Raw genomic sequence first — 13,736 nt, forward strand, 5'->3', positions numbered from 1 at the left:
CTAGAATGGTCCGCCGAATGGCAGGACCGGGTCAGGTTTTCGCCGGAGCCCGAGCTGCGCAGGGATCAGGCCTGACCGCCCGGAGCAACTCGGGCTCCGGCGAAAACCACACCAGTGACCACGGGAAGGCTCAGAGAACCAGACGAGCCTTCTGGAACGCCTCCGCCTCATCCTCCGTGCCGACCTTGCCGTACATCCCGACCATGAGCAGCACCAGGGCGACCGTCATCATCACGATGACGGTGACGATGCTGACGTTGAGGATGTTGGCGTCGGTCCGGATGAAGGCGAGGCTGGCCAGGCTGATCACCATCAGGGCGTACGCCAGCCACTGGTTGATCGCCACGTCGATGTTGCGGCCGAGCGCGGTGCCGACCAGCACGATGAGCCCGAGCAGCACGCTGAGCAGCCCGAGGGCGAGGTTGGTGCCCTGGCCGAGGACCCGGGTGTCGTCCTGGGCGAGGATCTCGTTGCCGGTGCTCGTGATGATGCTGAGCACACCGAATGCCACCAGGTACAGACCGGTCAACCCGCCGATCGCCCGGTAGATCGGCCGCGCGGGGTGGTTGACGGGGGTGTGGGCCATGTCTGAGTCTCCAACGCCGTGGGGTGAGGTGTCGCCGACGATTGTCCCGCATGTGGCGGTGTGACGCCGCACACGGCCCCCGCGCCGGCGCGCCCGGCCCGGTCAGCTCTCCGGAAGCTCCTCGGCGAGGGTCATCCAGCTCTCCTCGATCCGCTCCCGCTCGGCCCGCAGATCCTTGAGCTGGGTGTCCAGTTCGGCGACCCGGGCGTAGTCGGTGGCGTCGGCCGCGAGCTGATCGAGCAGGGTGGCCTCGCGCTGGTCGAGCTTGCCGAGCTGGCGTTCCAGGCGGGTCAGTTCCTTGCGGGCCTGACGCACCTCGGCGGCCGACATGCCGGTCGCGGTGGGTTCGCCGGACGTGACGGTCGGCGCGGCACCGGCCCGAGAAGGGCCAGCCCGCTCGGCGGTCCGGGCAAGGTACTCGTCGACCCCGCCCGGCAGGTGCACGAGCCGGCCGTCGCCGAACATCCCGTACGCCGTGTCGGTGACCCGCTCGATCAGGTAGCGGTCGTGGCTGGCCACGATGATCGTGCCCGGCCACGAGTCGAGCAGGTCCTCCAGCGCGGCCAGGGTGTCGGTGTCCAGGTCGTTGGTGGGCTCGTCGAAGAGCAGCACGTTGGGTTCGCCGGCGAGCAGCCGCAGCATCTGCAACCGGCGACGTTCACCGCCGGAGAGGTCGCTGACCGGGGTCCAGAGGCGGCGGTCGTCGAAGCCGAAGACCTCGGCGAGTTGGGCGGCGGAGACCTCCCGGTCGCCGAGCTGCACCCGGCGGGCGACCTCCTCGACCGCTTCGAGCACCCGCAGGTGCCCGGGCAGCTCGGCGAGTTCCTGGGAGAGGAACGCCGGCCGCACCGTGGAGCCGGTGCCGAGGCGGCCACCGTCGGGGCGGGTGATGCCGGCGAGCATCCGCAACAGGGTGGTCTTGCCGGCCCCGTTGGCGCCGAGGATGGCGATCCGGTCACCCGGACCGACCAGCCACGTCACGTCGCGCAGGATCTCCTTCGGGCCGGCGTGCAGCTCGACGTTCTCCAGGTCGTACACCTGCTTGCCGAGCCGGGAGGTGGCCATCCGCTGCAACGACATGGTGTCGCGGGCCGGCGGCACGTCGGCGATCAGCGCGTTCGCGGCGTCGATGCGGAACTGGGGCTTGGAGGTGCGGGCGGGCGGGCCCCGCCGCAGCCAGGCGATCTCCTTGCGGAGCAGGTTCTGCCGGCGGGCCTCGGTGGCGGCGGCGACGCGCTCACGTTCGGCGCGGGCGAGGGTCCAGGCGGCGAAGCCACCCTCGTACGCGCGGACGGTCTGGTCGGCGACCTCCCAGGTGGTGGTGCAGACCGCGTCCAGGAACCACCGGTCGTGGGTGACGACGACCAGGGCGCCCCGGCGACCGACCAGGTGCCGGGCCAGCCAGTCGACACCACCGACGTCGAGGTGGTTGGTGGGCTCGTCGAGGATGAGCAGATCCGAGTCGCGGACGAGCAGTGCGGCGAGCGCCACCCGCCGGCGTTCGCCACCGGACATCGGGCCGACCGGCTGGTCGAGGCCGAGGTGCGGCATGCCGAGGCCGTCGAGGATGTTGCGCACGCCCGCGTCGCCGGCCCACTCGTGCTCGGCGCCCATGCCCTCGCCGAGCCAGGCGGTGCCGAGCACGACGTCCCGGACGGTGGCGTCGGGGGCGAGGGTGAGCTGCTGCGGCAGCCAGAGCACGCGCAGATCGCGGCGGTGGGTGACCCGACCGTCGTCGGGCTCCTCCTGCTTGGTGAGCAGGCGCAGCAGGGTGGACTTGCCGGCACCGTTGAGGCCGACCACACCGATCCGGTCGGCGTCGTCCAGGCCGAGCGAGACGTCCGTGAGCAGCCGCCCGGCGGCGCCGTACCCCTTGGACACCCGGTCCAGATTGACGATGTTGGCCACAGTCCACCCTTCAAGATCAAGGCGTCCGGGTGCCGGCGGGCACCTCGGGACGCCGACCCCAAGGGTACGCGGACCCGCCCCCCTCCCGCGATCTTGCAGTTACTGTCGCGCCGTAAGGGGCATTCCAGTCATCTCGGCGACCAAAAGTGCAAGATCGGCGGAGCAGGGGCGGGGACGCCGGGACGCCGTGGCACGGGGGTTAGATGACGCGGGCGCCCGCTACTGGGCCGTGTGCGACCCGGGCCTGGCGGCACACGCCGGCGCTGCTCAGCTCGGCGGCGATCCGCTCGGCGTTGGCGGCGTCGGCGGCGAGGAAGACGCAGGTCGGGCCGGAGCCGGACACGATGCCGGTGAGCGCGCCCGCCGCCTCGCCGGCCTTGAGGGTGTCGGCAAGCGCCGGGCGCATGGCCAGCGCGGCGTCCTGAAGATCGTTGCCGAGCGTCCGGGCGAGGACCCGGGGGTCACGCTGACGCAGCGCGCCCAGCAGCGCGTCGGTGCTGCCCAGCGGGTCGCCGGCGGCGCCGGATTCGCGCAGCCGGTCCAACTCGCGGTACGCGGCCGGGGTGGACAGGCCCCCGTCGGCGATGGCCACCACCCAGTGCCAGGAGGTGGGGCGGACCAGCACGGGGCTGACCGCCTCGCCCCGGCCGGTGCCCAGCGCGGTGCCCCCGTAGATCAGGAACGGCACGTCGGAGCCGAGGTCGGCGGCGATCCCCGCCAGCTCGTCACGGGACAGGCCGGTGCCCCACAGCGCGTCGCAGGCCACCAGCGCGGCGGCCGCGTCGGCGCTGCCGCCGGCCAGCCCTCCGGCGAGGGGGATCTGCTTGCGCAGGTGCAGACGGGCGTGCGGCAGGACCCCGGCGTACCCGGCGAGGGCGTGCGCGGCGCGGATCACCAGGTTGGAGTCGTCCAGGGCCAGCTCGCCGGTGCCCTCTCCCTCCATGGTCAACGCCAGCGTGTCGCCCCGCCGGGCGGTCAGCTCGTCGTAGATGGAGATGGCGTGGTAGACGGTGTTCAGCTCGTGGTAGCCGTCACGGCGCAGCGGACCCACCCCGAGGTGCAGGTTGACCTTCGCGGGCACCCGCACCTTCACCGGGCCGACGGCCCCACGTCGCTCGTCCTCGTCGTCCGGTCGCCAGGCCTCGGTCACGGGGTGATGTCCCGCCCGCGCAGGCGGATGTCGAACGGCTTGGCCACGATCAGCTCCTCGGCGTCCTCGGCAGGCACGGCGTCAGCCTACTTCGCGGCCGGCGTACCGACCGGAGCCGACGCGGCGATGGCGGCGAACTGCTCGACGGTCAGTGACTCCCCCCGGGCACCGGGGTCGACGCCGGCCGCGACGAGCGCGGCGGCGGCCCGGTCGGCGCCGCCGGCCCAGCCGGCCAGCGCCGCGCGCAGGGTCTTGCGACGCTGCGCGAACGCCGCGTCCACCACGGCGAAGACCCGCTCCCGGGGTACGTCGGCGCGGGGCGGTTCGTGACAGGTGAAGGCGACCAGGCCGGAGTCGACGTTGGGCACCGGCCAGAACACGTTCGGCGGCACCCGGCCGGCGCCGCGGGCCGTCGCGTACCAGGCGAGCTTGACCGACGGGATGCCGTACACCTTGGAGCCGGGACCGGCGACCAGCCGGTCGGCCACCTCCTTCTGCACCATCACCAACCCGTGCCGCAGGCTGGGCAGCTCGGCGAGCAGGTGCAGCACCACCGGAACGGCGACGTTGTAGGGCAGGTTCGCGACCAGCGCGGTCGGTGCGGGGTCGGCCAGCTCGGCGGCGTCGACGCGCAGCGCGTCGGCCTGGTGCACGGTGAGCCGGCCGGCGTCCGCGCCGGCGTGCCGGGCGACGGTCTCCGGCAGTGCCCCGGCGAGCACCGGGTCGATCTCCACGGCGTGTACGTGCCCGGCGACCGGCAGCAGCCCCAGGGTCAGCGAGCCGAGGCCCGGGCCGACCTCCAGGGCGACGTCGTCGGGGGTCAGGCCGGCGGCGGTGACGATCCGGCGCACCGTGTTCGGGTCGTGCACGAAGTTCTGGCCCAGCTTCTTGGTGGGCGCGACGCCCAGCCGGGCGGCGAGTTCCCGGATCTCCGCCGGGCCGAGGAGGCTCACCACGGGCCGAAGGCCCGGTCGCCGGTGGCGGAGATGGCCCCGCACAGGTCGTCGAGGTCGGTGCCGGTGGTCGCGGCGAGCGCGCGGACGGTGAGCGGGATCAGGTACGACGCGTTCGGCCGGCCACGGTGCGGCGTCGGGGTGAGATACGGGGCGTCGGTCTCCACCAGGATCTGGTCCAGCGGGGTGAGCGCGGCGGCCTCGCGCAGGGCGGTGGCGCTGCCGAACGTGACGGTGCCGGCGAAGCTGAGCAGGTAGCCCCGGCGCACGCACTCGCGGGCGAACTCGGCGTCACCGGAGAAGCAGTGCAGCACCACCGTCTCCGGGGCACCCTCGTCGTCGAGGATCCGCAGCACGTCCGCGTGCGCGTCCCGGTCGTGGATGACCAGCGCCTTGTCGTACCGCTTGGCGATGGCGATGTGCGCCCGGAAGCTGGCCTCCTGCGCGGCGCGGCCCTCGTCGCCGGTACGGAAGAAGTCCATCCCGGTCTCGCCGATCCCCCGCACCCGGTCGCGGGCGGCCAGCGACTCGATCTCCCGCAGCGCCTCGTCGAGGTCGGCCAGCCGGGGCGCCTCGTTGGGATGCAGCGCCACGGTGGCCAGCACCGCGGGGTACGCGTCGGCGGTGTCCGCGCCCCACCGGGAGGAGGCGACGTCCACGCCCACCTGGACCAGCCGGTCCACGCCGACCTTCGCGGCCACCGCGACCGCCGCGGCGACCGGGTCGTCGGCCGGCCCACCGCCGGGTACGCCGGCCTCGCTGACCGTGATGTCCAGGTGGGTATGGCTGTCCAGCACCGGCCGGGGCAGCGGCTCGGGGGCGGGCGGGAACTCTCCGGCCCGCCGGGCGGCACGCTCGCGGCGGGTTTCAGTCGGCTCGCTCATCAGCGACAGCATCACACACCGGGGCTGTCCACCCGCCCGCCACCCGGCGTTCACCTCGACTACGCCGCGCGACTCTACCGTCGCCCGGTGAGCGAGCGCAGCGAGCGAACCATGAGGCACAGGAGCGAGGCGGCGGCGTGAGCGTCACCCCTCAGGCCAGCGGTGCCGCCAGCGAGCGCACCGGGCTGCGCGTGGCGTTCGGCGGCGGCGTGTACCCGGCCGAGGAGGTCGCCCGGGGCGCCGCGTACGAACTGTTCAGCGCCGACGAGGTGCCCGGCTTCGAGTGGGCGCCCCGACCGGGCAGTGCCCTGCCGTGGCGCCGATTCGTGCACGTCACCGAGGTGACCGCGGTCCACGGGGCGACGCAACCGGCCGAGGAGCCGGAGACTCCGCTGATGATGCCCGCCCACCGGGAGCGGGGTTGGGCGCAGCTGCACCAACTCAGCCAGCAGCCGGCCGCCGCGGGAGATCCCCTGCTGGTCGCGGCACGCGCATCGGCGGTCGTCCGGCGGGGCACCCGGATGGTGAAGGTGCTCTCCGCCCGCCAGCTCGCCGGGTACGTGCGGGGCTGGCTGCCGCACGGCTTCTGCTACCGGGAACACGACGTGGCGCACCTGCGTACGCAGACTGCGACCACGGTGCTGCGCACCGACGGCGACGTCGGCCGGGACGGCTCCGACGTGGCGTACGCGCTGCGCTGGCGGGCCGCCGACCCGGGCGACTACGACGTGCCTGCCGGCGAGGCGCACCGGGGACTGACCGCGTTGGCGTCCCGGGACCGGCTGGGCCCACCGGTGCTGGGCACGGGTTTCGTGCCGAGCACCGGCCAGCTCATCCCGGAGTTCATCACCCGGGACTTCGCGGACCTGCCGATGCCGGCGAACGCCGCCCTGCTCGCCTACCCGGCGGAGGGGGTGGAGGTGGTGCTCTACACCTACCAGGCCGAGCAGCGCGGTTGGCTGCGCATGGTCGGCCCGCAGTGGCGGCACCTGCTCGCCGCGGTGCCGGGTCTCTCCCCGGACCAGGAGTACGTGCCGACCGGGGACGCGCTGCGCTCCACGCAACTGGTCGGCATGCACGGTGACACCGAGTACGAGGCGGTCGCGGACCTGCCCGGCGGGTTCCGGGTGCTGGCGATGACCCGGGCGGCGCGCTACCCGGTGGACGCGGTGGCCCGCCGGCTCCGGTTCGCCCAATGGCGGGGTGTGCCCTGTCTGGTGCTGCGCGAGGAGGCCGGTTGGCTGCGGCTGCGGCTGCGCTTCCCGGACCCGGACGCGGTGATCACCACCGGCGCGCAGTGCCACGACCGCGGCGTCTACGAGACCTGGGCACCGGGCGCCGAGGTGACCGACGACCAGGTGATGGACACCCGGTACGCGATGTGACGCCGCGCGGCGGTGAGGCGTGCTTCCGCCGCGCGGCCTCGTCGGCTCAGCCGGCCAGTCGGGCCAGCTCCTCGTCGACGATCGACGGGTCGAGCTTGCGGAACACCGGCTTCGGCGCGGCCAGCGGCCGACCCGCCTCCAGCGGCACCGACTCCCAGCGCGCGCCGACCGTGTAGTCACCGGTCAGCACCGGGTACCCCGGCCCGCCGTCCAGGTCGTCGACCTGCTCGATGACCGGCATCGGCGCGTGCACACCGGTGCCGCCGAGCAGCTCGTGTACCTGCTGGGCGGAGTGCGGCAGGAACGGGGTGAGCAGCGTGTTGGCGTCGCTGACCACCTGGAGGGCGACGTGCAGGATGGTGCCCATCCGGGGCTTGTCGGCCTCGTCCTTGAGCTTCCACGGTGCCTGTTCGGACAGGTACTTGTTGGCCTCGGCGACCACCCTCATCGCCTCGCCGATCGCCTGCTTCTGCCGGTGCCGGCCGATCAGGTCACCGACGGTGGTGAAGCCGGCCCGGGCCACGGCGAGCAGCGCCTCGTCGGCCTCGGTGAGCCCGGCCGGGTCGACCGGCGGGATCGCGCCGAAGTTCTTCGCCGTCAGCGAGATGGACCGGTTGACCAGGTTGCCCCAGCCGGCGACCAGCTCGTCGTTGTTGCGCCGGAGGAACTCGGCCCAGGTGAAGTCGGTGTCGTTGCTCTCCGGACCGGCGGCGGCGATGAAGTAGCGCAGCGCGTCGGCGTCGTAGCGCTCCAGGAAGTCCCGGACGTAGATGACCACCTTGCGTGACGAGGAGAACTTGCGCCCCTCCATGGTCAGGTATTCGCTGGAGACGACCTCGGTGGGCAGGTTGAGCTGGCCCAGCTCGCCCGGCTCGCCGTCGCGGGAGCCCTCGCCGGAGTATCCGGACAGCAGCGCCGGCCAGATCACCGAGTGGAAGACGATGTTGTCCTTACCCATGAAGTAGTAGGACCGGGCGTCCTTGCCCTGCCCGTCGGCGGACCACCACCTGCGCCACGCCTCGGGGTCGCCGGAGCGCCGGGCCCACTCGATCGACGCGGACAGGTAGCCGATCACCGCGTCGAACCACACGTAGATCCGCTTGTCCGGCCGGTCCCGCCAGCCGTCCAGCGGGATCGGGACGCCCCACTCCAGGTCCCGGGTGATCGCCCGGGGCTGGAGGTCGTCGAGCAGGTTGCGGGAGAACCGCAGCACGTTGGGCCGCCACCCGTCCCGGGTGTCCAGCCACTGCCGCAGCACCTCGGCCAGGGCGGGCAGGTCCAGGAAGAAGTGCTCGGTCTCGACGAACTTCGGGGTCTCCCCGTTGATCCGCGACTTCGGGTCGATCAGGTCGATCGGGTCGAGCTGGTTGCCGCAGTTGTCGCACTGGTCGCCGCGCGCGCTGTCGTACCCGCAGATCGGGCAGGTGCCCTCGATGTACCGGTCGGGCAGGGTGCGCCCGGTGGACGGGGAGATCGCGCCCATGGTGGTCTTCGGCACGATGTAGCCGTTGCGGTACATCCCCTCGAACAGCTCCTGCACCACCGCGTAGTGGTTGCGGGTGGTGGTGCGGGTGAACAGGTCGTAGGAGAGGCCGAGGCCGTGCAGGTCCTCCACGATCACCCTGTTGTACCGGTCGGCCAGCTCGCGCGGGGTGACCCCGTCGGCGTCGGCCTGCACCTGGATGGGGGTGCCGTGCTCGTCGGTGCCGGAGACCATGAGCACGTCGTGGCCGGCCATCCGCATGTACCGGGCGAAGACGTCGGAGGGAACGCCGAAACCGGAGACGTGGCCGATGTGGCGGGGGCCGTTGGCGTACGGCCAGGCCACTGCCGCGAGAACGTGACTCATGAGCAGCAAGCCTAGTGACCCGTCCGGGGCGCCCGCGAACCAATAGGGGGTGCCGGGCCGGCGGACCGGATCGGCGACCTCGACCAATGGTCCGATTTGTCGCCGACACGCGGCCGAGCTGCCCGTTCCGCCTCCCCGACCGGTGTGCAATGAACGTCGTGACTGGCAGACGAGCGGCCCGGGACCACGACGACCGGCACACCGGGCCGGCGGTGGACGACGACGCCGGCTCCGGGGCCGGTGGATCCCGGAGCGCCGGGGTCGCGCCCCAGCCCCGGGTGGTGCCCGGCATCGACCCGGGCAGCAACGCGCGCCCGAGCCCGGCCCGCACCGGGGAACAGCGACCCACACCAGCGGGGCGGGCAGGCGCGGCGGGGCTCGCTGCGACCCCGGCCCGCCCGACACCCGCCGCGCCGGCACCCACCCCGGCCCGACCCACACCGGCGTCGCCGGTACCCAGCCCGGCCCGGCCCGCACCACCCGGCCCGGCGGCCGGCTCGGGGCCGACCGGGCATGATCCGGTGGAGGTCGTCGAGGTGGAGCCGACGACGGGGGCCCCGGTGGACGCGGTGCCCCGCCGGGTGCCGGTCCGGCAGCAGAGCCGGTGGCACCGGGGGTCCCGCCGCTCCGACGGCGACGCGCCGACCGACGACAGCGCCTTCTGGGCACCGATCGAGCAGGTGCACTGGGACGGCACCCCGGTCCGCGAGGACGCCGCGCCGGAGCGGGAGCGCGGTTCCGGGCCGGCGGGACGCCGCTCGGCGGCGCGTACCCCCCGACCGCCGGACCCGCTGCCCGGGCTGACCGTGCTGGTGCTGCTCAGTCTGGTGGTGGCCTTCTTCGCCTGGGTGAGCGCCGGCCCGTTCTGGCTCGCGGTCGGACACGCCCGCGTCGGCACGGTGCTGATCGACGACTGCACCGGCGGCGGGCTCACCCAGCGGTGCCGGGGGATCTTCACGGCCGACGACGGGCGGTTCCTGGCACACGGGGTACGGGTCAGCGGCGTACCGGACGGACGGGACGCACCCGGAACCTCGCTGCCGGCGCGGATGACCGGCCCGGACGGCGGCACCGCGTACGCCGACACCGGCGTCGGCCGGCACCTGCGCTGGCTGCCCGGCCTGCTGATGGTCATCGGCTGCGCCGCCGGCATCGCCCGATGGACCGGGTCGACCCGACTACCGGGGCGGCGACACCGTCGCTGGGCGGTGGCCGCCGCCCTCGCCGGCCCGGCGCTGATCACCCTCGGCTTCCTCGCCGCCGCCTGGTGAGCCGCCGACTCAGCGTGCTGCGGCTCGGACCGGCGAGTTTCCGTGATCGTGAGTGACCCGTGCAGGTCCCAGGTCAGCGCCCCGCGGCGGGCCGGCCGTGGGACGGCGGCCGGTGAGTGTCGCCGCTGCCGCGATGTCTCCGGCTTGTTGCGGCACAGGGGTGGAGATCCAGTTCTGCGGCCTGCCCCACGGGTGGTCCTCCCACTTGTGGGCTTCACCGACCGCCTTGGTGAGCAGGGCCAACCCCTGAATGGTGAAGCCGGCGATGCGCGCGGCGCGGTTGTCGGTGGCCGTGCCCGCGGCAATGACGCCAGCGCCCACCATCCCGAAGAAGCCACCCAGGATCTTCGGAATGTTGATTTTGCCGAGCTTGATTCCCTGGGTGAATCCGTCCGCGAAGAAACCCTTGCCGACCTCGCTGAAAAATTCACCCGCCGCAGTTGATCCGGCCATACCGGCCGAGGCCGCGGCGAAGGGAATGGGTGTTCCCACGCCGGTTTCCGCCAGCTGCCTCTGCAGCTCCACGGCCCGCTTCTGCAGGATCGGGGCGGCTACGGCGAAGAAGGCGCCAGCGGCCTTCGCGTAGTCGCCGTCCGGGATCAGTTTCCAGCCGTTCTCCGACTTCCACCACTCGCCGACCCCCTTGAGGCCGAGGCCGGCGGACTGCGTGATCAAACCGCCCGCGCGTACGACATGCATGGCCCTTTGTGCGCCTACGGCGTTGGCGACGATGCCGCCGGCGGTGACCACACCTGCGGCGATCTTCGGCACGTTGACCTCGTACCTGCTCGCGGCACGGCCCCACTTCCAGATCTCGTTGATCGCGTCCCCGACCGCCGTCGCGCTTGCCATGCCCACGGCACCGGCGACCGCGTCCCGGTCCTGACCAGCCGTCGACAGCAACGGCCCGGCAGTCGCGAGGGCGGCGAAAACGGCCTTCGGGACGTCACCGACCCTGCTCCGCGCCGCTGGTACCGGCTGACGGACTTGATTCCGCTCGAGGTCATCCGCAGCGCCGCCCTGGCGCCACGCGTGCGGGGCGTCAAGGGGTTGAAGCGCCTCGGTGGCGACGGCTGACCTCGAATCGGTGGCCTGCTCCGGCGCCCGGGTCGGTACCGGGGTTGGCGTCCGCGGCGTGGCGGGAGCCGGCGGCAGGCTCACCAGCTTCGCGGGACCGAACGTGACGGCCGCAAGCTGGTGGACCATCTCGACAGGGAACGGGGTCAGTGGTCGCGGCGGCTCCGGGGTGGACTCCCGTGACGACATGACTGCGGCAGACGCAGCGATTCCTTGGCCGTTGTTCTCGCCGATCATCCACCACACGCTAGGTACCCGGAATAAACACCCTTCGGCCTCCTGATGAACAGATCGAGACCCAGAATTCACCGCAGGATAGTCGCGTCTTTCCGGACGGCCCCAGTGCCGCCGGGCTTTGCACCATCACCCAGGACCCAACGCCGTTCAGTTAGGGCGGCGGCTGGTTCGTCAAGGTTCGTCGGTGATGACGTCAATGTTGGTGGGGGCCTGTAAGTGCGACGGTCGATGGTCGGTCTGCGGGCCTGGTACTGGGAGTTGGAGCGTTTGATCATGGGGGTTCTCGTCCGGACGCGGCGTTCCGGTAGCAGTTTCACCAGGACCTGTTCGCCGATGACGCCGACCAGGTCGAGGACGGTGTGTCCGTCCACAGGTCGGTGTCCGCCGCGACCACGCGGATCGCTCGCTTGAGCAGCGGCACCACCGCACGCAACCGCTTGTTGCAGCCGGACTGCCCGGGCAGGCATGGGAACACCCCGGGCAGATCCCCCGGGGCGAACCGCAGCCAGCGGGCTTCGGGCCGCACGCCGAGCAGAGCCTGAGCCACGGCCAGGGTGAGCAGTTCCGCGTAGACAGCCATCGACCTTCACCTACGGTGCGGTTAGAAGGGTGTTGGGGCCGGTCGTCACAAACTGGCCCTCAACACCTTCGTCTATCTCCACCACCCAGGGTCGTTAGGACTTACCCGTCCAGGCCTTATCGGCGAGTCGGATTCGAGGCCGAGGCTGACGGGTCACGAGAGACATTCGTCGCCGCTGGTTTGGGGAGTGCCGATCGTGACGAGGCCGAGGGCAGTGCCGTCGACCCGAGGGCTGCCGCTTCGCCTCGGAGTAGTCTCGCCGCACTTGCCATATGCAACCCGGCTCTGAGGGCCAGATAGGCCCTTTCCTCCTCCACACTTTCCTTGCGTCTCGCGGCAGTCCTGGCTGCTTCGTCCAGATACCTATTATCCACCCGCTCCTGGGCTGCTTTGTCCGCTTGTCTGACCAAAGACCTGGCTTGAGCCGACATATCATGCGCAAACGTACTGGCAGGCTGGCTCGGGTTCGCCCGCCCGCGTCGTTCCCGCAGGTGTAGTTCCCGCCGGCGTAGTTCCAGCTGGCGTCGTTCCAGCTCGCGTCGTTCCAGCTCGCGTCGTTCCAGCTTGTGTAACAGCACCTGCCGTAACGCCTGTACCGCCTCTTCAGGTAACGGCTTTTCACGTGCCGCCTGTTCACGTGCCGCCTGATCACGTGACGCCTGTTCCCTGGGATCCACAGTCAACGTTCCTTCCTGTCGGGAGACACCACGTACACGTCCAACGGAAATCCGCTCACGTCTGGTTCAGCAGTTGGCCTGAGAAGCGAACGGCTGGTCCCGGTCGGCACCCGACGCGGTTATTCCCGCACGCCAGCCGGGCCACCAGCCACGCGGCCGGCCTGATCCCGGAGGATCACGCCGGCCGCCGCACGGACCCGCGTCACGCTGGCGACGCGGGTCAGCTGTGCACGATCGTGTAGACGTCGCGGCGGCGCAGCGCGTACTCGGTGGCGACGTCGGTGATGGCGTCCCGGCGCGACCGGCCGGCCGCCTCCCGCTGGGCGACCGCCGCGCGCAAGGTGTCGTCGTCGGGGCGCTCCTGCGGGGTCACCGGCGCACCGGCCACCACCAGCGTGATCTCTCCACGCGGCTCCCCCTCGGCGGCCCAGCGGGCCAGGTCGCCGAGCGGGCGGCGGAGCACCTCCTCGTAGGTCTTGGTGAGCTCCCGGCAGAGCGCGGCGGGCCGGTCGGCGCCGAAAGTGTCGGCCAGGTCGGTGAGCGCCGCGCCGATCCGGTGCGGTGCCTCGAAGAAGACGAGGGTGCGCTCCTCGGCGGCGAGCGCCCGCAGTCGGGTCCGGCGGGCGCCGGGGGTGCGAGGCAGGAAACCCTCGAAGCAGAACCGGTCGCAGGGCAGCCCGGAGACGGCCAGGGCGGTGGTCACCGCGCTGGGCCCGGGTGCCACGGTGACCGGCGCGCCGACGTCGAGCGCGGCACGGACCAGCCGGTAGCCGGGGTCGGAGACGCTGGGCATCCCGCCGTCGGTGACCAGCGCGACCACGTATCCACCGAGGATGACCTCGACCAGCTCGGGGGTGCGGCGCTCCTCGTTGCCCTCGAAGTAGGAGACGATCCGGCCGCCGATGGTGATGTCGAGGTCGCGGGCCAGCCGGGTGAGGCGACGCGTGTCCTCGGCGGCCACCACGTCGGCGCTGGTGAGCACCTCCCGGAACCGGGTCGAGGCGTCGGCGGGGTTGCCGAGCGGGGCGCCGAGCAGGATCAGGCGTCCAGCTTCGGACATTTCACCCACGAATTCGTCTCCTTCATCGACAGCGGATACCGGTATCAGGGACGACGGGCGCCACCGGACACCTTGGCAGCCTACGATCGCCGGGTGACGAGTGCGTCGACAGCGCAGAG

10 protein-coding genes and 1 pseudogene are annotated in these 13,736 nt (G+C 72.2%); 2 read left to right on the forward strand and 9 right to left on the reverse strand.

Going from position 1 to position 13,736, the window contains the following annotated elements; all coding sequences use genetic code 11:
- Positions 1-130: 130 nt before the first annotated feature.
- The 5 genes from O7620_RS19985 to O7620_RS20005 form a co-directional block, all read right to left on the reverse strand.
- Complete coding sequence (locus tag O7620_RS19985; RefSeq protein WP_151491404.1) at positions 131-586, reverse strand: DUF4383 domain-containing protein; 456 nt, start codon at positions 584-586, stop codon at positions 131-133.
- 102 nt (positions 587-688) lie between these two features.
- A complete protein-coding gene (locus O7620_RS19990) occupies positions 689-2,494 on the reverse strand; it encodes an ABC-F family ATP-binding cassette domain-containing protein (protein WP_151491403.1) in 1,806 nt (601 codons plus the stop codon).
- 199 nt (positions 2,495-2,693) lie between these two features.
- Entirely contained in the window at positions 2,694-3,644 is a 951-nt protein-coding gene (locus tag O7620_RS19995; protein ID WP_278124382.1) for a 4-(cytidine 5'-diphospho)-2-C-methyl-D-erythritol kinase, read from the reverse strand.
- A gap of 86 nt (positions 3,645-3,730) precedes the next feature.
- Positions 3,731-4,600, reverse strand: coding sequence for a 16S rRNA (adenine(1518)-N(6)/adenine(1519)-N(6))-dimethyltransferase RsmA (gene rsmA / locus O7620_RS20000; RefSeq protein WP_278124383.1), 870 nt, complete (start codon positions 4,598-4,600; stop codon positions 3,731-3,733).
- A complete protein-coding gene (locus O7620_RS20005) occupies positions 4,594-5,493 on the reverse strand; it encodes a TatD family hydrolase (protein WP_278127072.1) in 900 nt (299 codons plus the stop codon). The genes rsmA and O7620_RS20005 overlap by 7 nt, the downstream gene beginning before the upstream one ends.
- Positions 5,494-5,618: 125 nt before the next feature.
- Between O7620_RS20005 and O7620_RS20010 the strand changes: the two genes are divergently transcribed.
- Positions 5,619-6,866 (forward strand): hypothetical protein, encoded by a 1,248-nt coding sequence (locus tag O7620_RS20010; protein ID WP_278124384.1) that lies wholly within the window; start codon positions 5,619-5,621, stop codon positions 6,864-6,866.
- Between the two features lie 46 nt (positions 6,867-6,912).
- Here the strand turns inward: O7620_RS20010 and metG are convergent, their stop codons facing one another.
- Positions 6,913-8,715: a methionine--tRNA ligase gene (gene metG / locus O7620_RS20015; RefSeq protein WP_278124386.1), complete on the reverse strand. Its 1,803-nt coding sequence runs from the start codon at positions 8,713-8,715 to the stop codon at positions 6,913-6,915.
- Between the two features lie 158 nt (positions 8,716-8,873).
- Between metG and O7620_RS20020 the strand changes: the two genes are divergently transcribed.
- Positions 8,874-9,986, forward strand: a complete 1,113-nt coding sequence (locus O7620_RS20020) for a hypothetical protein (protein ID WP_278124388.1) — start codon at positions 8,874-8,876, stop codon at positions 9,984-9,986.
- 9 nt (positions 9,987-9,995) lie between these two features.
- Here O7620_RS20020 and O7620_RS20025 read toward each other — a convergent pair whose 3' ends face one another.
- From O7620_RS20025 to rsmI, 3 genes and pseudogenes are all read right to left on the reverse strand, one after another.
- On the reverse strand, positions 9,996-11,300 hold the full coding sequence (locus O7620_RS20025; RefSeq protein WP_278124389.1) for a hypothetical protein: 1,305 nt from the start codon (positions 11,298-11,300) through the stop codon (positions 9,996-9,998).
- Positions 11,301-11,709: 409 nt separating this feature from the next.
- Positions 11,710-11,868, reverse strand: a pseudogene (locus O7620_RS20030) (IS982 family transposase); the annotation flags it as partial.
- A 909-nt stretch (positions 11,869-12,777) separates the two neighbouring features.
- Complete coding sequence (rsmI, locus tag O7620_RS20035; protein WP_278124390.1) at positions 12,778-13,626, reverse strand: 16S rRNA (cytidine(1402)-2'-O)-methyltransferase; 849 nt, start codon at positions 13,624-13,626, stop codon at positions 12,778-12,780.
- Positions 13,627-13,736 lie beyond the last annotated feature (110 nt).

This window comes from Micromonospora sp. WMMD710, assembly GCF_029626045.1.
GTDB lineage: Bacteria > Actinomycetota > Actinomycetes > Mycobacteriales > Micromonosporaceae > Micromonospora.

What these genes read in the sequence shown, in the direction of transcription:
- O7620_RS19985 (WP_151491404.1), bottom strand. Translation starts at nt 586, where the DNA reads ATGGCCCACACCCCCGTCAACCACCCCGCGCGGCCGATCTACCGGGCG.
- O7620_RS20005 (WP_278127072.1), bottom strand. Translation starts at nt 5,493, where the DNA reads ATGCTGTCGCTGATGAGCGAGCCGACTGAAACCCGCCGCGAGCGTGCC.
- metG (WP_278124386.1), bottom strand. Translation starts at nt 8,715, where the DNA reads ATGAGTCACGTTCTCGCGGCAGTGGCCTGGCCGTACGCCAACGGCCCC.
- O7620_RS20025 (WP_278124389.1), bottom strand. Translation starts at nt 11,300, where the DNA reads ATGATCGGCGAGAACAACGGCCAAGGAATCGCTGCGTCTGCCGCAGTC.